The sequence below is a fragment of the Sphingobacterium sp. SYP-B4668 genome (assembly GCF_027627455.1).
In the GTDB taxonomy this organism is placed as follows: Bacteria; Bacteroidota; Bacteroidia; order Sphingobacteriales; family Sphingobacteriaceae; genus Sphingobacterium.
Map to the genome: position 1 here is coordinate 1977184 of NZ_CP115483.1, position 20754 is coordinate 1997937.

Genomic DNA, 20754 nt, shown 5'->3' on the forward strand with positions numbered 1-20754 from the left:
CATTTTATGAGACATCTCACAATATTAGTACCGGATATGCAGACAGGTCCCAATACACTATCGTGTATTATTGGCTCCTATCACATTTTTACGGAAGCCAATAACTATTATGAGCGCCTTAATAAAGGGAAATTGTTTACGATAGAATTGGCAGGGGTTTCTGTACAGGCGGATTTTGTAAATGGTTTATTAAAGGTTATGCCACAAACGAATATTGATGCTTTGTCCGAAACAGATCTGATTATAATTCCGGCTATAACAGCTGCTTTTAAAAAGCCTGAAGCAGGCAATGTAAGATTAGTAGACTGGATCACGAAACAGTATAAAAAAGGGGCAGAGGTTGCAAGCATGTGTACAGGAGCTTATTTACTGGCGGCAACTGGTCTCTTGGATAGGAGGAGTTGTTCTATTCATTGGAATGCAGCCGCTAATTTTGAAAACCTATTCCCAAAAGTGGATTTGAAAGCAGAAAAACTCATTACTGATGAGCAGGGGATTTACACCAATGGCGGTGGCTATTCTTTTTTAAACCTATTGCTTTACCTGGTTGAAAAGTATTACGACAGACAAACGGCTATCTATTGCTCCAAAATCTTCCAGGTCGACCTGGACAGACAAACACAATCAGATTTTGTGATATTTAAGGGGCAAAAATCACATGGAGATGAAGTAGTGGTAATGGCGCAAGAATACATTGAAAAGAATTTTTCGGGAAAAATATCAATGGATGAGCTTTCGAAGAAATTTTCTATTGGAAGAAGGAGTTTTGATCGGAGGTTTATAAAGGCTACAGGTAACACACCTGTGGAATATTGGCAGCGGGTAAGGGTCGAATCTGCGAAGAGGGAATTCGAGACCTCTCGCAAGACGGTCAATGAGGTCATGTATGAAGTGGGCTATACTGATGTAAAGGCTTTTAGGGAGGTGTTCCGTAAGGTGACCGGTGTGTCACCACTTGGATATAAGGGTAAATACAATACCTTCAAGTGAATTGCAGGTGACATACTGCAATTAATTGATGTTACAATCGGCTCTATTAGGATTGCCTATAGATGTAAGTAAGATTAGTACACAGGCATGCATGGAGAAAAGTAAGTGATGGAGAACTGAATGTTGCTGGACAACGTAACCAAGAATGAAGCTAAGCGTAATGAACGCGCCTCGCAAGACAGTCCCATGGAAGGCCGAATGCCTTATTTTCTTCCCCTCGTTTACTATTGGATAATTTTAAAATGACATGTCGTTAAATGGACGGCTTATGCTCAAATTTATTTTACTTTTATTTCCAATATGCTGTAAATTTGTATAAATGAGCGCAATAAAGGATATATCGCAAATTTTTCCCAAACACTTATTTTGGGATGTCGATCCACAGAATTTAGATATTCAGGATGACAGTGATTTTATTATCCCTAGAGCGCTAATTGCTACAACTGCGGAGACATTTGCTAAAGATATCCAACCCTTGGAAAAGCTTTACAGCAAAATGCAAATTGTCAGAGAATTGCAAAAAACAAAAGAACGTATTAGTAATGAGGTCTGTAAACTTGTTGCTCGTCGTTACCATGTTCGGCAATTTTTACGTTATCAATAATGTCTGCTATTTCTCAAGGTCTACTAAAGACTATTCGTGAGTTACAATGTTTTGAAAGTTTTTTAGGTGGAGGCACAAACTTAGCTATTCGATATCATCATCGGATATCCACTGACATTGATTTCTTTTTCCCTCATATTGTCGGAAAAGCAGGTTATGAAAGAATCAAAGAAGATATCCAAAATTTTTATGGCGCACGTGTGTTTGGCCTCCAATTCCCGTGCGATATCAATGACCAGTATATTTTTCTTCGTTTTTTTGTTATATGTGATGGAGAAACGATTAAGGTAGAGGTTCTTCAAAATATGAAAATGGCTGGGGTCTCGCACGAAATAGGAAATCTGAAATATGTTGGAAGGCTTATAAAAGCAAAAACCCTATAAATACTGCTATTTATTTATAGGGTTTTGATACTTTTTCCTTGTTTTGATACTTTTTCCTTGTTAGGATGCGGAGATCGAGGGATTACCTACGGTCATCCCTAATTGGAGGTGGCTTCAAATAAACCCAAAGTACTCGCTTTGCTCATTTCTTTCGTCGTTTTTCTCTTTTTTTCTCAAACTGCGTTTGTCAAAAAGCTATAAAACGACAAAACCTGACTAATGTCAGGCTTTGTGTTTGTTTGGCGGAGAGCGAGGGATTGGCTCAGTCCTACAGGGCACCTGCACGAAAACCGTGAGCCTTCTAGAATCGAACCCCGGCCATCCCTTCTGGTTCTCATCCCTCTAAACGCAAAAAACCTCCATCTTTCGATGAAGGTTTTTCTGCGGAGAGCGAGGGATTCGAACCCCCGAACCTGTGACAGTTAACGGTTTTCAAGACCGCCGCATTCGACCACTCTGCCAGCTCTCCGCCACAAAAGTAGAAAATCTAACTAATTATCCAAAACTAAAAATGAATCCAAGGTCTTAAAGCTTGAAAATGAGCCTAATTAATTTATTTCCCTCATTTCTGACTTGATTACGGATGTAAAATTTCGTGGATATGCTTCTTGATATTGGACATAAGCTTGTCTTGGGGGAGGTCATCCGAATCGGTTCCGAAGGGATCTTCAATGGATTCGGCAATTAATTCCAACGATGCTAACACATAGAATACGAATGGGACGGCGGCAATAACAAAGTACCCAATAGAAAAAACATAGCCTATAGGAAGCGTAAACACATAAAAGACAATGAATTTCTTTATGAATGAACTATACGACTGCGGGATAGGGGTGTTTTTGATGCGCTCGCAAGCTCCACATACACGTGTGAGTTGCTGTAATTCGTCGTTTACGATAATAAATTGGTCTCCAGATATAATGCCAGCCTGATATAAGCTGTTCACTTTTTTGAAAATCAGCGCCGCCAATTGGTTCGGTGTATGTTTTTGAAGGTCCAGATTGCCTAATTCAGGATGTTCATTGTCATCCAGCATATAGGTGGTATAGTCTGACCGGAGGAAATTACGCATGATCTGAGCATACATAGGAATGGCTTTCCTGAAAAATGAACGGTTGACGTGGTCGGCTTCAGGTAGGAATGCATTCATTTTGAAAGCTAGCGTACGGCTAATATTTGTCAACATACCCCACTGTTTACGTGCTTCCCACCATCGATCATAGGCTGTGTTGGTTCTGAATACAAGTAATAATGATAACGCAAAGCCCAATAAGCTATGTACAATAGTAATGTTCTTAATCCAACTTTTTTCGGAGAGGTGCAAATATTCCAATTCGAAATAGGCAATGCCACCGGATAAAATCGCCGTTAACAATAAGTAAGGGAATAGTTTGCGTACGGTGTCTGATCGGTGTAGATAGAAAGTGGCTCTAAACCATTCTTTTGGATTATATATTTGCATGTGCAAACTAAAATAAATTTACTTTTATATGCAATTTATAATTGCATATAAAAGTAAATTTTTCTTCTCTCTTATGCGTTTGATGACGAAATTATATTTCTTGGATTTTAATTTGAAAGTATCCTTACAATGCCTTAATTTCATGCCATGGCTAAAAAAGCTGTAAAGCGCGTGCAGACCCCCAAAAAGGCAGGACCGAAAGACGATAGGCGGGTATATTTGATATGGAGTATTATCATTCCTATCCTAATTGTAGTATTGGGAGTGACTTGGCACTACCGATCAGGCATTAAATATTATTTCAAAGAGATTTCTTCTGGAAAGCACGACACGGCATGGAAGGATGCGAAATATGACATTCGTAACGTCGAGTTGATGACCAAGCACGATGATAAGATTTTTGGAATCGATATCAGTCAATATCAGGGCAAGATAGATTGGGTGGAGGTTAATACAATCAACGATAAATTTCCGGTGGATTTTATTTTTATTCGATCGACAATGGGGGAGTCGAGTGTGGATAGTAAATTTAAGTCAAACTGGAAGAGTGCGCAATCGAGGGCTAAGCTTAGAGGAGCATATCATTATTTTAGGCCTAATGAGAATTCGCTGAAGCAAGCTCAAAATTTTATCAAGACCGTACGACTGAGACCTGGAGATCTTCCTCCTGTATTGGATATTGAAGAGCTGCCTCGAGGACAATCTATGGATAGCTTACGTGTGGGTTTAAAGCGATGGTTGGACATCGTGGAGCAACACTATGGTATTAAACCGATCTTGTATTCTGGGGATAAATATTTTACTGATTTTCTGGAAAAGGAATTTTCTGATTATGTAATTTGGATAGCAAATTATAATTTTTGGATAGATGATTTGAAGGATCACTGGGATTTTTGGCAGTTTTCGGAAAAGGGAACGGTACGCGGGATTAAGGGACCGGTGGATCTAAATATATTCAATGGCAATATTGAAGATCTAGAGCGATTGGCTATACCTTATTCAGATTAATGACGGTATGGAGACGGTAGTATATAATATATTGTCGATTTTTGTATCTTAAGGGTTGGCCTTACATCGAAATGTAGAACGGATTTTGGTTAAGACCCTGTGGTCTATGATATATAAAAAGGAGAATAGCATATGTGTGTCTTTGGAATAAAAAAAAGTGTGGTGTCACTATTGATGGTGATAGCACTGATGATGACCAGTACTGTCTTTGCACAACAAGCATCTTTCGCTTTGGATGTGAAAAAATTTTCAGAAATATCGAAGGAAAGTATCATTGTCGACACACGTCCATCTGCTGATTTTTTAAAGGGTTTTATCGATGGTAGCATTAGTATTGGATGGCAAGGACCTTTTAATACTTGGATACAGAAGATAGTAGACGACAAGACCAAGTCTTTGATTTTGGTCACAGTGCCGGGTACCGAGCAGGCTGTAATGGAGCGATTGGATTCACTCGGATATACTGCAGTGAAGGGATACCTTGCAAATGGAATGGATGCTTGGCTGAACGCCGATAGGCCTATTGTAAGTCTTCCTAATGTGACGGCCGAAGAGGCTATGGCACTGAATAAGGACGAAAATTATATATATGTCGATGTGCGCTCGGCGAAAGAATTTGAAGCTGGGCATGTAGCAGGTGCATTGAATATGCCTTTGCAGAATTATTACTATGAAATGAAGTCCGAACCCCACATAACGTATTTACTTCAGTGCCAAGTTGGGTATAGAAGCACATTGGCGGCTTCTATTTTATATGCAAAGGGCGTGAAAAATATAAAAAATGTAGATGGTGGTTATAAAGCGGTTTCTGCTATTTCCCAGTCAAAAAAATAAAAGGTAGATTATGGCAACGTTTAACGATATCATTCAAAAAAACCCATTGGTCTTGATCGATTTTTCGGCGTCCTGGTGTGGCCCCTGTCAACAGCTGTCACCTATATTAGATGAGGTTAAAAAACATTTTGGTGATGATCTTTCCGTCATTAAGATTGATGTTGACAAGAATCAAAAATTGGCGGCTTATTATCGTGTACAAGGGGTGCCAACAATGATGTTGTTCAAATCGGGAAACCAAGTATGGCGACAAAGTGGCTTATTGATGAAAAGTGAGTTAATTAAAGTCATCAATCAGCATCAGAAATAGGAGCGTTTCGGTTAATCTTCGTAGTTATCTATTCTTGGTTCGGGTAATTTGGTGACTAATAATTTGTCAATACGATTGCCGTCCATGTCGATGACTTCTAGACTTAAGCTTTTGAAGGTAACTTTGTCTCCCTCTGCTGGAATACGGTCCAATATTGAAAAGACCAATCCTGCAATGGTTGTCACATTGTTGATTTCCTCTTCTTCTTCTTCGTCAAGACCAATTTCAAAAGTCTCCAGAAAATCATCTAGTTGATATCGTCCATTTACGAGAAAGGAACCATCTTCTCGTTTGAGCATGTGACGGTCGTGTTCAGCGACTTCTTCTTCAAAGTCACCTACTAGTCCCGTGAGGATATCTTTTAGTGTGATGATACCCTGGGGTATACCATACTCGTCGATAACAATGGCTTGTGCTGATTTTGAATTTTTGAAGGAAGCAAGTACCGTCAGCGCCGGACTATTTTCATTAATATAGGGTATGGGTTGTATCAGTTTCTCAAGATCTGTCTCTTGCCCGGTGAGGTATTGCATTAGAAGTGTCTTGACATGTACTACTCCACGGATTTGATCAAAGTTGCCCTGACATATTGGATATACGGTGTGCTTGGATTTCATGATGATTTCTTTGTTTTCTTCAAAGGTGTCATCTAAGTCCAGAAACGCTATTTTACCACGGTGCACCATCAAGTTGATAGCCCTTTTGTCACCGAGACCTAAAAGTCTGTCGACGATATCATGTTCGAAATTGTCAATAATGCCACTGTCTACCCCTTCGTCCACGAGTGCTTTAATCTCTTCTTCTGTTACCGTATTTTTACTCACTTTGATGTTTAATAACTTGACGATAAAATCGGTAGAGCTACTTAAAAACCACACGAACGGACGCATAATCTTACTCAGGAAATTCATAGGAACTGCAACGAGTATAGCGTATTTCTCTGGAATTGCCATCCCGATTCGTTTCGGCACTAATTCACCAATGACCAATGAAAGATACGTTATCAGAATGACAACTAGGACAACGGATAACTGCTGACTGTATGGTGCTATCCATTCAATATGTTGGAGTTGTACTTGTAGGAAGGACGATATAGAACCTCCGCTGAAGAAACCCGTTAGAATACCAATCAACGTAATTCCAATCTGCACAGTGGAGAGAAATTGGTTTGGAGATTCTTTTAGGGATAAGGCTATTTTTGCAGAAGCATTTTTTTTGGAGCTCTCTGCTTGTAATCTGGCTTTTCTACTGGATACGATGGCAATCTCAGAGGCGGAAAGAACTCCGTTTAAAACAATAAGAATAAGAATGACTATAATCTCTGTTAACATACGTTGTGTTGAATAGTCAGCAATTTACTGAAAAAACGCTATTAAAAGCAGAATATTTTTTATTTAAGGTCGTAATAGTGTAGATATGCGTAGAGGTGGGTGGTTGCGGTCATGGACAGTGTTAAGGCCTTCGAATCGTCTGGCGGTGCAAATAGGAATCGGCTAGCTTAAAATTGATTTAATCGTATGCGCTCGATAGCATATCAAACGCATACGATTAGATATAGTGGTGATTCTTTCTGAAATTTTGAGAGCATTTTTGATTAAAGCTCTTTTCTCAAGCGTGCTACTGGAATGTTCAAAGCTTCTCGATATTTAGCTACTGTACGTCGTGCTATTGAATATCCTTTTTCTTTCAGAATGTCAGTTAGCTTCTCATCAGCTAAAGGTTTGCGTTTGTCTTCATTGGCAATGCATTCTTCTAGGATTTTCTTGACCTCTTTGTTAGAAACCTCTTCACCAGAGTCTGTTTGTATAGCTTCTGAAAAGAATGATTTCAATAAGAAAGTGCCAAATTCGGTCTGCACATATTTAGAGTTAGCTACACGGGATACGGTTGATATATCCATCTCTATTCGGTCGGCAATATCTTTCAAGATCATGGGTCTAAGCATACGGTCATCCCCCGTCAAGAAGTAATCATACTGGTATTCCATGATGGCATTCATGGTCTTAAGTAGGGTTTGTTGTCTTTGCTTGATGGCGTCGATAAACCATTTTGCAGAGTCTAACTTTTGTTTGACAAATTGAACCGCTTCCTTCATCTTTTTATCGCTTTTTTCAACCTTTTCATAATGCTCAAACATTTCTTGATAAGAGCGTGACACCCGAAGTTCGGGAGCGTTACGGCCGTTGAGCGTGAGATGTAGGACACCATCATTATTGGAAATGTGGAAATCAGGGATGATATGCAGCTGCTTGCCCGCTACTGCGCCAGAATCTCCTGGTTTGGGATTCAACTTTAGGATTTCGTTAATAATGCTTTTCAGCTCTTCAGATGTTAAACCTAAGGATTTCTCAAGCTTATCATAGTGTTTTTTGGTAAACTCGTCGAGATAGTTTTTAACAATTGTAATCGCTTGATTTATAGTAGAGCTGTTTTGGCTTTTTTTACGTAGCTGGATGAGTAGACATTCTTGCAAATCGCGTGCACCTATTCCTGCGGGTTCAAAATCTTGGACTACTTTGAGCATTTCGAGCACTTCTTCTTCAGTAGCTATGACGTTTTGAGAGAAAGCAAGGTCGTCAATCAGGGATAAAATGGGCCTACGTAGATAGCCATCATCATCTAAGCTGCCGATAATCTGTTGCCCAATAAGGAAGTCCTTGTCGTCCAAAGCCAAGAGGTCTAGTTGATTTTGCAGATTTTCAAAAAATGAATTTTGAACGGCAATCGGGATTTCTTTGCGATCATCTTCGTCATCACCTCCATAGGAGCTACCGTAGTCACTAAAATCACCTTCTTGTATATATTCATCCACGCTGAAATCTTCCTCAAATGAGTTGTCTTCACCCTCGAATTGTTCGTCAGGATCCTTATCTGGATATTCCTGAACAGGTTCATTCATGTTGATCAAGCTACCATCTTCTAGTGCGGGGTTTTCTTCTAATTCTTCTTTGATTCGGGCATCTAATGAAACTGTGGGCACCTGAAGCAGTTTGATGAATTGGATCTGCTGAGGTGAAAGTTTCTGTAAAAGTTTCTGTTGTAAAGTTTGCTTCAACATGTTTTTTCGGATGAACTAATTGCTGTAAAAATATGCAATAATTATTTAAATGTTTACATCTTGTAGGTAAATCTACTAAAGGTATATGGCTTTTGGATAATATGGGTATCAAAAGCCATATAAAGTCCAGTTTGTAAGCATACAGATATAAATGTTAAAATTCGTTAATTTTGATTAGGGTGTCTCTAATTAATGCATTTAAACAGCTTTTTTACCAAAAGTATTTTCCATATTTACATCATGTTTAGACGTGTCAAAAATAAGTTTTTGCGTTATTTTATTATAGCTATCTATTTTATTGTTCTGGTTGTTTGTGCGGTACAGATTAATTTCTTGTGGCTTTTTGGATATTCTCCGACAAAAAAGGACATCGTGATGCCGTCGCTTAATATATCTACCGAATTATATACTGCAGATTCTGTACTCATAGGCCGCTATTTTGAGGAAGATCGGGATCCTGTACCTCATGATAGTATTTCATCTAATGTATTCAATGCCTTGGTAGCCACTGAGGATATACGATTTTATAAACATAATGGCATCGATTTTCTAGGCTTGGTCTCTGGTGTGGTCTCGACACTGAAGGGGGATAAACGGGGTGCCAGTACTATCACCCAACAACTTGCCAAGAATCTATATCGTACCCGTTACAATACCTCGGCTGGTATTTTGGGCAAAGTCCCTGGTGTAGGATTGATCGTTAATAAATTCAAAGAATGGATGACGGCCTACAAACTGGAAAGTAAGTATGGAAAAGATGATATTATAACGATGTATCTCAATACGGTCTCTTTCAGTAACAATGCGTATGGAATCAAGTCCGCTGGACTTCGGTACTTCAATAAGATGCCTAGCCAACTGACTGTCAATGAAGCGGCAATGCTGATTGGGATGTTGAAAGGTACAACACTTTATAACCCGCTTCGTAATCCCAAAAACGCACTTCAACGTCGAAATGTTGTATTATCTCAGATGCAGAAAGCAGGTTATTTGAAAGCGGATGAGGTAAAGCACTTTGCTGCTCAGGAATTGGGTCTTAATGCAAGTAATCAAGATCGACAGGATTCCAATGATTCGTATCTACGAGTAGCTGTAGAGCGTTGGTTGGAAAAATGGAGTGAGGAGAATGACGTAGATATCTACAAAGATGGGCTTAAAATCTATACCACCATTGATTCTAGGATGCAGAAAATCGCTGAGGAGATGGTTTCCAAGCAAATGAAGTTCTTACAGCAACGCCTAAAGAATGCATGGGGTAGCGAGGAGCCTTGGCGTGACAAAGAGGGGAATGTCATTCCTAATTTCATTGAAAATCTGGCGAAAAAGACGCCCTATTATGCTGCTTTAATCAAGAAGTATCCCAATAGCATGGATAGTGTCAATTATTATCTTAATAGGCCTAAAGAAATGGAAATCTTCACTTGGAACGGTAATCAAAAGAAGGAGCTTTCTACCATGGATTCTATTCGGCATTATGTAGTGATGCTCAATGCAGGGATGATGTCTATGGATCCTTATGACGGAAAGATAAAAGTGTGGGTAGGCGGGATTAATCACAAATATTACAAATTTGACCATGTTAATCAATCCAAACGTCAGGCGGGTTCTACATTCAAACCCTTTGCGTACTTAGCGGCTTTGGAGGCAGGGAAATCTCCATGTGATAAATATGTTGATAAACCTGTACGTATTTTTGCAGGAGTAAAAGATGGTGTGGATGAATATTGGGAACCGAAGAATGCCGATTGGAATTTCAGTTACAGAGATATGTCGCTTCGTTGGGCGATGGCACGATCGGTCAATTCTATTACGGCACAAATTACCGAAGAGGTGGGATGGGATAAGGTCGTGGAAACGGCTCATCGATGTGGTATCGAGAGTCCTTTGAAATCGGTGCCATCGGTCAGTTTGGGTTCGAATGATGTTTCGGTATATGAAATGGTACGTGCATATGCTACCTTTATGAATCAAGGTAAGCGTTTGGATCCTATTTTAGTTTCCAAAATCGTAAATTTTGATGGAAAGGTAATCGCGGAATTCAAGGCCAAAGAAGAAGAGGTATTGACGAAAGAGAACGCTTGGCTGATGACATATATGTTAAGAGGAGGAATGGAAGAACCTGGAGGTACTTCACAGGCGCTTTGGGAATGGGATTTGTTCAAGAAAGAAAATCAAATCGGCGGAAAGACGGGTACGTCTTCAGATTATGTAGACGGATGGTATATGGGAGTAACCAAAGATTTGGTGACTGGTGTATGGATAGGCTGTGACGAGCAAAGTATACATTTCAAGAATTCACATACAGGAGAAGGGTCAAAAACCGCTTTGCCTATCTTTGGAATGTTTATGGAAGAGATTTATAAGCGCCCTGAATTAGGGTATACCTTCGGTAAATTTCCAGAGGCTACCGTTGAGATTACAAAGAAATATAAATGTGAAAGTCCTCGATTGCCTGCTCCTGAATTGGAATCGGATAGTACAGCTATTGGGGATGAGATGCCAGAAGGAGAATTTATTGAAGGTGAAGGAGGGACGGAGACGGAGGTTTTGCCTTTGCCGCTGCCTAATGATGGGGAAGACAGGGCGGGTCCGGTGCTGTAATACACGAATATGCTTGCCAATTTTTGATAACTTAATTGAATTAAATGAAAGGAACTTTACGTAATCGGTTTTTAATTGGAACTAGATTCCTATTTGCGTTGCTCTTATTTTGTTTTGTATTACCTAATCTGAGCCAAGCCCAATATTTCGGTCAGAATAAGATGAGGTACAAGAAGTTGAAGTTCAACGTCTATGAGACGCCACATTTTGATTTGTACTATTATCTGAAAAACGATAGTATGGTGAGATGGTTGGCTAAGGAAAGTGAAGTTTGGTATGAGTTGCACCAGCAGGTCTTTCAAGATACATTCTTACGCAAGAATCCTGTTATTATCTACAGCAATCACCCTGAATTCCAGCAAACTACAGCAATATCCGGGGAAATAAGTGTCGGTACGGGTGGGGTTACGGAGGCGTTTAAGCAGCGTGTGGTGATGCCTATTATGCAGATTAACCAACAGACCCGACATGTGTTGGGGCATGAGTTGGTACATGCTTTTCAATATCGAGTATTAATTGATGGGGGTGATTCGACACGGTTGGAGAACATTGCTAACCTTCCTCTTTGGATGGTGGAGGGGATGGCCGAGTATTTTTCTATTGGTAAGAAAGATGCCTTTACCTCGATGTGGATGCGGGATGCGTATCTCAATAAGGATATCCCATCGCTGAAACAGATGACCGAACAATCTTACAAGTATTTTCCTTACAGATATGGGCAAGCCTTCTGGTCATATATAGGCTCTACTTATGGCGATACTGTCATCATGCCTTTGTTTATCGAAACAGCGAAGTATGGATACGAAATGGCTATGAAGCGAGTCTTTGGCTACGATGCGCAGACGATGTCCAATCTTTGGAAGAGCAGTATGGAGACCATGTACAAGAACTCAGGAAAGGATACGGTGTCGCGACCAATTGGTAAGGCGATCCTGAATACCAGCAATTCTGGCCGCATGAACGTGTCTCCAGCAATATCTCCAGACGGAAAATATGTGGCCTTTCTTTCAGAGAAGGACATGTTCAGCATTGATCTCTTCCTCGCTGATTCGCAATCGGGGCAGGTGATACGTAAACTGGGGAGTAGGCTGACGAATAAGGATATTGATGAATTCAGCTTTCTGGAATCCGCTGGAACATTTTCTCCCGATAGTCGAAAGTTTGCATTTTCGGTATTTAGTGAGGGTAAGAATAAGTTGATGACCGTGGATGTGGAGACGGGTAAGACACTATCTGTCGAGGCGATGGGCGATATTACAGAATTCACAAATATTACCTGGGCTGCAGACGGGGATCATGTTGCGTTTTCGGGATTAAGGAATGGACATAGCGATATTTATATCTACAATTTGAAGAGCAAGAAATTGAATCAGTTGACGAATGATGTGTATTCAGATTTTCAGCCTAGTTTTTCCCGTGATGGTAAATCGATCGTGTTCAGTACGGACCGCGTATCGTTGGCAGCGAATAATCGTTCTGTGGATATTCCAATGAACCTTTCCATAGTGGACGTGGGCTCTAAGCAAATCCGGAATTTGGAATTGTTTCCAGGTGCCAATAATCTAAACCCTCATTTCTCGGCCAATGGCGAGCAAATCTATTTCCTTTCTAACGGCGATGGCTATCGAAATATGTACCGATATACGCTGTCATCAGGGCAGGTAGAAAAATTAACGGACTATTTTACCGGAATCAGCGGGATTACGGAGTATTCACCTGCTATGAGTGTCTCTGCGCATGATGATATCGTATATTCCTATTTTAAGAATAATGCCTACAGTGTATATCATGCCAAGAGTTCGGAGTTCACGGGGACAGTGGTGGATGCGGGCGTTGTCAATTTTGATGCGGCGATGTTACCTCCTCCGGTGAGTCGTGGTGTGAATGTGGTGAATACCAATCTTCGAAATTTTAACGCCTTTGAACGTATCGGAGATGACCAGATCAACACAATCGCGTATAAACCTAAGTTCAAATTGGATTACTTGGCCAATAGTGGGATAGGCATGTCGGTAGGTAGCCGATACGGAGCGGGTATATCCAGTGGTATACAAGGGATGTTTTCGGATATTTTGGGGTACAACCAGATATTTGCTGCTCTAAATGTAAACGGCGAGATTCAGGATTTTGGAGGGCAGGTGGCTTATATCAATCAGAAGGGACGCTTCAATTGGGGTGGCGCTATTTCGCATCTTCCATATATATCGGCTTATAATGAGTATGGTTTGGAGGATTTTGGCAATGGAGAAGAGGCGTCGTTGAATACGTACATCATCCGGACTTTCCAACAACAGGCCGAGATGTTTGTCGCGTATCCATTTAATAGGCACCATAGGGTGGAGCTCGGAGCAGCCCTCATGCGGTATAGCTATCGTGTAGATAAATGGAGGCAGAGCTACTATTATGGTTATGGCGATCGGCAGAAGCTGAGTAATGAAGAGGCGTCTCAACTTGGATTTGGAAATTTGAAACCTTTTGTAATCCAACAAGTGAATACTGGCTTTGTGGGAGACAATTCTGTATTTGGTATTGCTGCTCCTTTGCAGGGATATCGGTATCGAGTAGGAGCTGAGCAGTATTTTGGAGATTATAATTTCTCTGCTGTCAATATAGATTTACGAAAATACAATCGATATCAGCCAGTCACCTTAGCCGCGAGATTTTATTCATATGCTCGCCTCGGGAATAGTGAAAATGCACTTTATCCGCTCTATATTGGGTATCCGTATTTAGTCCGTGGTTTTGAAAGTGGAGATTTTGATCAATCTGGAAAGGTGAATCTATCCGATTTGATGGGGTCTAGGACGGCGGTTTTCAATTTTGAGGTGCGACTGCCATTTACAGGGCCAGAAAAATTGGCGGCCTTTAAATCAGGATTTTTATTCTCGGATTTAAACTTATTCTTTGATGCAGGATTGGCCTGGTCGAAAGGAAATAAGGTGGTGTGGTCAGCAGATGATAGGCCTATAGTGCCTTTGACGGATCGGAATGGTCAGGATTTAATAGGTTCGGATGGGCAGCCGGTAATGGGGCCTGATCCAAATTATAAGATTCCAGTGATGAGTGCTGGGGTATCGCTTCGTATCAATCTTTTTGGAGCGATGATATTAGAGCCATATTATGCTTTCCCGTTTGTCAAAACGAACTCCAAGACGGGGACATTTGGAATTAACTTCACTCCGGGCTGGTAAACGCTAGTGCCCGGAGGAAGAGAACAGCTGTTGCATTAGGAAAGATATGCAACAGCTTTTTTGTTATTAGGGATAGTTAAAGAAGGGGTTAAGGTGCAAAGGTTTTTCCAATTTGGATTTTGTTTTCTGACGAATCGCTCTTTGACAATACGAGGTAAGGCGAAAAGTTCGCGCACCCGAATTTCTGCTTGTTCAAGAGCGTCCATATATTCCACGTAAACAATGCTACTCAATTTGATGCTTTGGCTGAATAAGGAGGAATGGATGGTTCTCATCTCTTGATAAGTGGACTGAATGTCACAGCTCATGTTGACTTCAAGATGACGGCGATTGCTGTCTGATGCGATGTAGATGCAGTATTTTTTCATATTTCCTCCTTGTTGTGACTAATATATTTGGATTTTATAAACCTTTTTGCTAATTTTGTTAGTGCAATTATACTAACTATTTTAGTATTTACAAATTTTATTTTAAAAATATATGTCTAACATCGCCTCAAATCTGAAGTATCTCAGGAGAAAAAAGGGATTAACACAGCAGCAATTTGCTGATTTAATGGGTATTAAGCGTGCTTCGGTGGGCGCATACGAGGAGGATCGTGCTGAACCAAAATATGAGTTGCTAAAAAAAATAGCGGAATGTTTTGATTTGACAATGGATGAGTTAGCGAATGAAGAAATTGATGAAAAGTGGAAGCCAACACCTAAGAGTAATGCTTCTAGTATGCGTGTGCTAAGTGTCACCGTCAATCAGGACGATCGGGAGAATATCGAATTGGTGCCCGTAAAGGCGAGTGCGGGATATATGAATGGATATGGGGACCCAGAGTATGTGGCAGATTTACCTAAGTTTTCATTGCCGATGTTCAATCAAGGGACTTATCGGGCATTTGAAATCAAGGGTGATTCCATGTTGCCCTTACCTTCAGGAGCTGTAATTATAGGTGAGTATGTCGAGAATTGGCATGATGTGAAGCCTGGGCAGACCTATGTCGTTGTATCGAGAGAGGAAGGGGTGGTGTACAAAAGGGTGGCTTTTAAATATAAGGAGGACAAGGGACTTAAATTGGTTTCGGATAATAAGACCTATGATCCTTATTGGGTGTCGTCTGGTGATATTTTGGAGATTTGGAAAGCGAAAGCTTTTATTTCAACAGAGCTTCCTGAGCCAAGTCCTGAACCTACTATGGAGACTTTGACGTCTATGATGGCGCAGATGCAAAAGACAATCAGTGCAGTGGTTGATAATGGTAAAGGGTGAAAAATTTTTGAAATTAAAAATATATTTTGTATTTTTGTACAATCTGAAAGGAAGGGGGCATGGTATGCCCCCTTTTTTAATTCTTTATTGACTTATTAACTAAGCAAGTGATGACAAAAATAGAACAGCGGGTTCAAGAATTGGTTTTAGAGAAGATAAGTGATCGATCCGATTTATTTATAGTAAGCATCCATATGAAGGGGAATGGAGTATTGGAGATTTTGATGGATGGGGATCAGGGAATAGCCATTGAGGACTGCGTTAAAATTAGTCGGCACGTGGGGTTTCATTTGGAAGAAGAAGAGGTCATTGCGACCGCTTACCGATTAGAGGTTTCTTCTCCGGGAATTGATAGCCCTTTGGTATTAGTTCGTCAGTACGAAAAGAATATTGGACGTAGTGTGCAGGTCAAGACCCCTGAAGGCGAAAAACGTGAGGGTAAGCTTTTGGAGGTGTCTTCTACTGCAATTACAATCGAAGAGAGTAAAAAAGAAAAAGGGAAGAAGGCCGAATTAATACAAGCGGTGATTCCATTTGAACAGATAACAGAAACAAAGGTGTTAATTTCATTTAAGTAAAAATGAGCAGCAATATCAATTTGATTGACTCTTTTCAGGAGTTTAAAGAGTTTAAAAACATTGACCGACCTACGGTAATCTCTGTATTGGAAGAAGTATTTCGCAGTATGATTCGGAAGCGCTTCGGTACAGATGAGAATGTGGACGTAATCGTCAATCCTGATAACGGAGATTTAGAGATTTGGCGTACCCGTGTGGTCGTTGAAGATGAATTTTCAGAAGACGATGATTTGGAGATTGAATTGGCTGAGGCGAATCAAATCGATCCTGATCTGGAGGTCGGTGATGACTATATCGAACAGATTACATTAGAAAGTTTCGGTCGTCGCGCAATTTTGGCTGCACGTCAGACTTTAGTTTCTAAAGTTTTGGAACTAGAGAAGGACGAGGTCTTCAAAAAGTACAAAGATCGCGAGGGAGAGTTGGTCATCGGTGAGGTGTACCAGATTTGGAAGAAAGAAATCTTGGTATTAGATGATGATGGTAACGAATTGATTTTGCCAAAGACCGAGCAGATTCCAGCCGATTATTTCAAAAAAGGAGATAGTATTCGTGCGGTAGTGCACAAGGTCGATATGATGAATAATAATCCAAAGATTATCATCTCTCGTACGGCACCTGAATTTCTACAGCGTCTGTTTGAGTTAGAGGTTCCTGAGATTTTCGATGGTTTGATTACCATCAAGAAAATTGTACGTGAACCGGGCGAGCGCGCTAAGGTAGCTGTTGAATCCTATGATGATCGTATCGATCCGGTTGGAGCATGTGTGGGAATGAAGGGTTCGCGTATCCATGGTATCGTCAGAGAGTTGAGAAATGAAAATATTGACGTTATTAATTTTACGACAAATCACTCTTTATACATTACGAGGGCTTTAAGTCCTGCACGTATTGGTTCAATAAAAATTGATGAAGAAAACAAAGCTGCGGCGGTGTATTTGAAATCTGACCAAGTATCTTTAGCGATTGGTCGTGGTGGACACAATATCAAGTTGGCAGGTAAATTGACCGGATACGAAATTGACGTATACCGGGAGAATGATGAGTTTGATGAGGATGTGGATATCGAAGAATTCAGCGACGAAATCGAAGGCTGGATTATCGAGGAATTGAAACGTGTAGGTCTAGATACTGCAAAGTCTGTGCTTTCTTTGACAGAAGAAGAGTTGGTCAGACGGACAGATTTGGAAGAAGATACGATTCAAGAGTTGGTCCGCATTCTGCAATCCGAGTTTGAATAGCCTTGGACTCACAATTTATTCATACAGCAATTTTGAATAAATTGTGAGTTACAAGTAAAAAAAACATATTTTTGTATATACTTATAATTACAGGACATAATAAATGACAGAAGGTAAAAGCATAAACTTACTAAAAGCAGCAAAAGAACTTAACATTGGTATCGCAACCGCTGTTGATTATTTAGTAAAAAAAGGTTTTGATGTGGAATCGAAGCCTAATACTAAATTATCAGGGGAGATGTACGGTGTTCTTTTGAGCGAATTTCAAGGTGACAAGATTGTTAAGGACGAGGCAAAGCAAATCGTAATTGGTAAAATTCGCCGTGATGAGTCGCCTGCTGGAAGTGGCAATGTGGCACCTAAAGAATCTGTCTCTGAAAAAGAGGATACGACTGAGGTGAAGGAGATTTTGATTAAGAATGCTCCTGTCGAAGCTGCAGTTCCGGCGAAGCCAAAAGATGTTGAAGAAAAGAAAGCTACCGAAGATCATCCCCATTTATCAGGAATGAAAATCGTAGGAAAGATTGACTTGGATAGCTTGGGAAAAGGTAAGCCTAAGAAAAATGAAGAAACAAATGAGCCTGTTTCGCAGAAAACCGATGAACCTAAGCCGGTTGAAGCTAAAGAGGAAAAGGTTATAGAACCTGTTGAAAAGCCTAAAGAAGTGACAAAACCAGTCGTTACAGAGAAAGTCGAGATTCCGAAAGAAGCTCCGGTTGTACAAGCTCCTAAGATAGTAGAGCCTGTTAAGCCAGTTGTCCAGGAAACCAAACCTGTGGTTCAGCCTGAGAAGAAAGAAGAAGTAAAACCCGCTCCGGTGCCAGAAGTCAAGAAAGCAGCTCCTCAGGATGATGTTATTCGTGCAAGAGCCGAGAGTTTAAGTGGTCCTAAAGTGATTGGCAAAATTGAATTGCCGGTTGCGCGTCCATCTCATAGAGATAGACCAGTGGCTTCCTCTTCAAACGCCACAGGTAATGCTAATGATCAAAAGCGTAAGCGTAAGCGTACGAACAATGCTCCAAATACAGGGGGGAATAATCAGCAGCAAAATAGACCGGGCGGTCATCAACAAGGTGGTGGTCAAGGCGGACAGGGTGGTCAAGGTGGTCAAACTGGGCCTGGAAATAACCAAAATCGTCCTGGAGGTAATAATCAAAACCGCCCTGGTGGTCATAATCAAAATCGCCCCGGTGGAAATTATCAAGGAAAAGGTGGTAATAGACCTGGTTTCCAAGGTAGAACAAAACCTGTTGAAAACAAGGAAGAACCTTCAGAAAAGGAAATCCAAGATCAAATCAAAGCAACACTTGCTCGTTTGAGTGGTGCTGGTAAATCTGGTAAATTTGCTCAACGTGCCAAATTGCGTCGTCAAAAACGTGATGAGGTAGCACATAGTGCAGAAGAGGCTGCATTGGAACAAGAAATGATGTCCAAAGTATTGCGTGTAACAGAATTTGTAACCGCAAATGAATTGGCCAATCTAATGGATGTATCTGTTACACAGATTATCGCTACTTGTATGAGCCTTGGTCTATTTGTCTCGATCAACCAACGTTTGGATGCAGAGACTTTAGCAATTGTTGCAGATGAGTTTGGATATCAAATTGAGTTTATCAAGCCTGAGGATGAAGAAGTAGCTGAGCTGGAAGAGCCGGATAGTCCCGATGAATTAGTGATGCGTGCACCTATTGTTACGGTAATGGGACACGTTGACCACGGTAAGACATCTTTACTGGATTATATCCGTAAAGCTAACGTTACAGGTGGTGAAGCCGGGGGGATTACGCAGCACATAGGTGCTTATGCAGTGAAACTTGAAGACGGTAGAAAGATTACATTCTTGGATACACCGGGTCACGAGGCCTTTACGGCCATGCGTGCACGTGGTGCGAAGATTACGGATATCGCGATTATCGTAATTGCAGCGGACGATAGTGTGATGCCTCAAACAAAGGAGGCTATCAACCATGCCCAAGCGGCAGGAGTACCAATCGTATTTGCTTTTACCAAAGTAGATAAACCAGGTGCTAATACGGATAAGATACGTGAACAGTTGTCTGTCATGAATATCTTGGTAGAAGATTGGGGTGGTAAATATCAATGTCAAGAAATCTCGGGTAAAACAGGTCTGAATGTAGATTTGTTGCTAGAAAAAGTATTACTGGAAGCAGAAATGTTAGATCTGAAGGCTGATCCTAAGAAGCGTGCGGTGGGATCTGTTATCGAGTCGGCATTAGATAAGGGACGCGGTATTGTGACAACAGTATTGATTGAAGGTGGTACATTACGTATCGGAGATCCAATCCTTGCGGGATCACACAGTGGTAAAGTGAAGGCTTTGACCAATGAACGTGGCGAACGTGTGAAGGAAGCAGGACCATCTACGCCAGTCCAAATTTTGGGTATGGCAGGTGCACCGACTGCAGGGGATAAATTCTACGTCTTAGAAAGTGAATCGGAAGCACGGCAAGTGGCGAACAAGCGATTACAGTTGCAACGTGAGCAAGGTATGCGTGCGCAGAAACATATTACACTGGCAGAGATTGGCCGTCGTTTGGCTATCGGTAACTTTAAGGAGCTGAACGTTATTGTGAAAGGTGACGTGGATGGTTCAATCGAGGCGTTGTCAGATTCATTGTTGAACTTGTCAACAGACGAGATTCAAGTAAATGTAATCCACAAGTCTGTTGGTCAGATTTCAGAGTCGGATGTATTGTTGGCATCTGCTTCGGATGCGATTATCATCGGTTTCCAGGTAAGACCATCACAAGGTGCTCGTAAGCTTGCTGAGCAGGAGCAAATCGATATCAGGCTTTACTCTATCATCTACGATGCTATTGAGGAATTGAAGTCGGCTATGGAAGGTATGTTAGCTCCCAAATTGGAAGAGAAGATTGTTGCGAACGTTGAAATTCGCGAAACATTCAAAATATCAAAGGTGGGCACGATTGCAGGTTGTATGGTGTTAGATGGAAAAATCAACAGAAACAGCGATATTCGTATCGTACGGGATGGTGTTGTCATCTTTACCGGTAAACTTGCCTCTCTAAAACGTTTCAAAGATGACGTGAAGGAAGTATCTCAAGGATATGAATGTGGTCTTAACATCCAAGGATATAACGATATCCACGAGGGTGATATCGTAGAGGCCTTCGAGCAAGTAGAAGTAAAACGTAAATTGTAATTAATTTTTACATATAGCTGAAACCCCATCTCCAGAAGAGATGGGGTTTT

General features: G+C 40.8%; 16 protein-coding genes and 1 tRNA gene. 12 read left to right on the top strand and 5 right to left on the bottom strand.

What is annotated here, in order from left to right; all coding sequences use genetic code 11:
* Positions 1 to 6 precede the first annotated feature (6 nt).
* The 3 genes from OQ289_RS08305 to OQ289_RS08315 all read left to right on the top strand — a co-directional run bounded on the left by OQ289_RS08305 (position 7) and on the right by OQ289_RS08315 (position 1977).
* The gene (locus tag OQ289_RS08305) at positions 7 to 990 is read left to right on the top strand and encodes a GlxA family transcriptional regulator (RefSeq protein ID WP_270090282.1); all 984 of its coding nucleotides are present in this window, start codon (positions 7 to 9) and stop codon (positions 988 to 990) included.
* Positions 991 to 1309: 319 nt separating this feature from the next.
* On the top strand, positions 1310 to 1594 hold the full coding sequence (locus tag OQ289_RS08310; protein WP_270090283.1) for a DUF6922 domain-containing protein: 285 nt from the start codon (positions 1310 to 1312) through the stop codon (positions 1592 to 1594).
* Positions 1594 to 1977 (top strand): nucleotidyl transferase AbiEii/AbiGii toxin family protein, encoded by a 384-nt coding sequence (locus tag OQ289_RS08315; RefSeq protein WP_270090284.1) that lies wholly within the window; start codon positions 1594 to 1596, stop codon positions 1975 to 1977. Before OQ289_RS08310 ends, OQ289_RS08315 begins: the two co-directional genes overlap by 1 nt.
* Before the next feature lie 384 nt (positions 1978 to 2361).
* Here OQ289_RS08315 and OQ289_RS08320 read toward each other — a convergent pair.
* Positions 2362 to 2446 (bottom strand) — tRNA-Ser (locus OQ289_RS08320).
* Between the two features lie 108 nt (positions 2447 to 2554).
* On the bottom strand, positions 2555 to 3439 hold the full coding sequence (locus OQ289_RS08325) for a bestrophin family protein (protein WP_270090285.1): 885 nt from the start codon (positions 3437 to 3439) through the stop codon (positions 2555 to 2557).
* A 147-nt stretch (positions 3440 to 3586) separates the two neighbouring features.
* Here OQ289_RS08325 and OQ289_RS08330 point away from each other — a divergent pair, with 147 nt between their 5' ends.
* From OQ289_RS08330 to trxA, 3 genes are all read left to right on the top strand, one after another.
* Positions 3587 to 4447, top strand: coding sequence for a glycoside hydrolase family 25 protein (locus OQ289_RS08330; RefSeq protein WP_270090286.1), 861 nt, complete (start codon positions 3587 to 3589; stop codon positions 4445 to 4447).
* 162 nt (positions 4448 to 4609) lie between these two features.
* Positions 4610 to 5281, top strand: coding sequence for a rhodanese-like domain-containing protein (locus OQ289_RS08335; RefSeq protein WP_270090287.1), 672 nt, complete (start codon positions 4610 to 4612; stop codon positions 5279 to 5281).
* Between the two features lie 10 nt (positions 5282 to 5291).
* Positions 5292 to 5591, top strand: a complete 300-nt coding sequence (gene trxA / locus OQ289_RS08340) for a thioredoxin (RefSeq protein WP_270090288.1) — start codon at positions 5292 to 5294, stop codon at positions 5589 to 5591.
* Between the two features lie 11 nt (positions 5592 to 5602).
* Here trxA and OQ289_RS08345 read toward each other — a convergent pair whose 3' ends face one another.
* Positions 5603 to 6922 (bottom strand): hemolysin family protein, encoded by a 1320-nt coding sequence (locus OQ289_RS08345; protein WP_270090289.1) that lies wholly within the window; start codon positions 6920 to 6922, stop codon positions 5603 to 5605.
* A 263-nt stretch (positions 6923 to 7185) separates the two neighbouring features.
* Positions 7186 to 8649, bottom strand: coding sequence for an RNA polymerase factor sigma-54 (gene rpoN, locus OQ289_RS08350; RefSeq protein ID WP_270090290.1), 1464 nt, complete (start codon positions 8647 to 8649; stop codon positions 7186 to 7188).
* A 240-nt stretch (positions 8650 to 8889) separates the two neighbouring features.
* Here rpoN and OQ289_RS08355 point away from each other — a divergent pair, with 240 nt between their 5' ends.
* Positions 8890 to 11250 carry a transglycosylase domain-containing protein gene (locus OQ289_RS08355; RefSeq protein ID WP_270090291.1) on the top strand — a complete coding sequence of 787 codons (2361 nt, stop codon included), beginning with the start codon at positions 8890 to 8892 and terminating at the stop codon, positions 11248 to 11250.
* 44 nt (positions 11251 to 11294) lie between these two features.
* Complete coding sequence (locus OQ289_RS08360; protein WP_270090293.1) at positions 11295 to 14441, top strand: tolB protein precursor; 3147 nt, start codon at positions 11295 to 11297, stop codon at positions 14439 to 14441.
* A 35-nt stretch (positions 14442 to 14476) separates the two neighbouring features.
* On the opposite strand, the gene OQ289_RS08365 is transcribed toward OQ289_RS08360, so the two are convergent.
* The gene (locus OQ289_RS08365; protein ID WP_270090294.1) at positions 14477 to 14809 is read right to left on the bottom strand and encodes a hypothetical protein; all 333 of its coding nucleotides are present in this window, start codon (positions 14807 to 14809) and stop codon (positions 14477 to 14479) included.
* Between the two features lie 112 nt (positions 14810 to 14921).
* Between OQ289_RS08365 and OQ289_RS08370 the strand changes: the two genes are divergently transcribed.
* The 4 genes from OQ289_RS08370 to infB all read left to right on the top strand — a co-directional run bounded on the left by OQ289_RS08370 (position 14922) and on the right by infB (position 20704).
* The gene (locus OQ289_RS08370) at positions 14922 to 15701 is read left to right on the top strand and encodes an XRE family transcriptional regulator (RefSeq protein WP_270090295.1); all 780 of its coding nucleotides are present in this window, start codon (positions 14922 to 14924) and stop codon (positions 15699 to 15701) included.
* A 107-nt stretch (positions 15702 to 15808) separates the two neighbouring features.
* Entirely contained in the window at positions 15809 to 16279 is a 471-nt protein-coding gene (gene rimP / locus OQ289_RS08375) for a ribosome assembly cofactor RimP (RefSeq protein ID WP_081981191.1), read from the top strand.
* Positions 16280 to 16281: 2 nt separating this feature from the next.
* A complete protein-coding gene (gene nusA, locus OQ289_RS08380; RefSeq protein WP_033564449.1) occupies positions 16282 to 17520 on the top strand; it encodes a transcription termination factor NusA in 1239 nt (412 codons plus the stop codon).
* A gap of 103 nt (positions 17521 to 17623) precedes the next feature.
* A complete protein-coding gene (infB, locus tag OQ289_RS08385) occupies positions 17624 to 20704 on the top strand; it encodes a translation initiation factor IF-2 (RefSeq protein ID WP_033564450.1) in 3081 nt (1026 codons plus the stop codon).
* Positions 20705 to 20754: the final 50 nt, after the last annotated feature.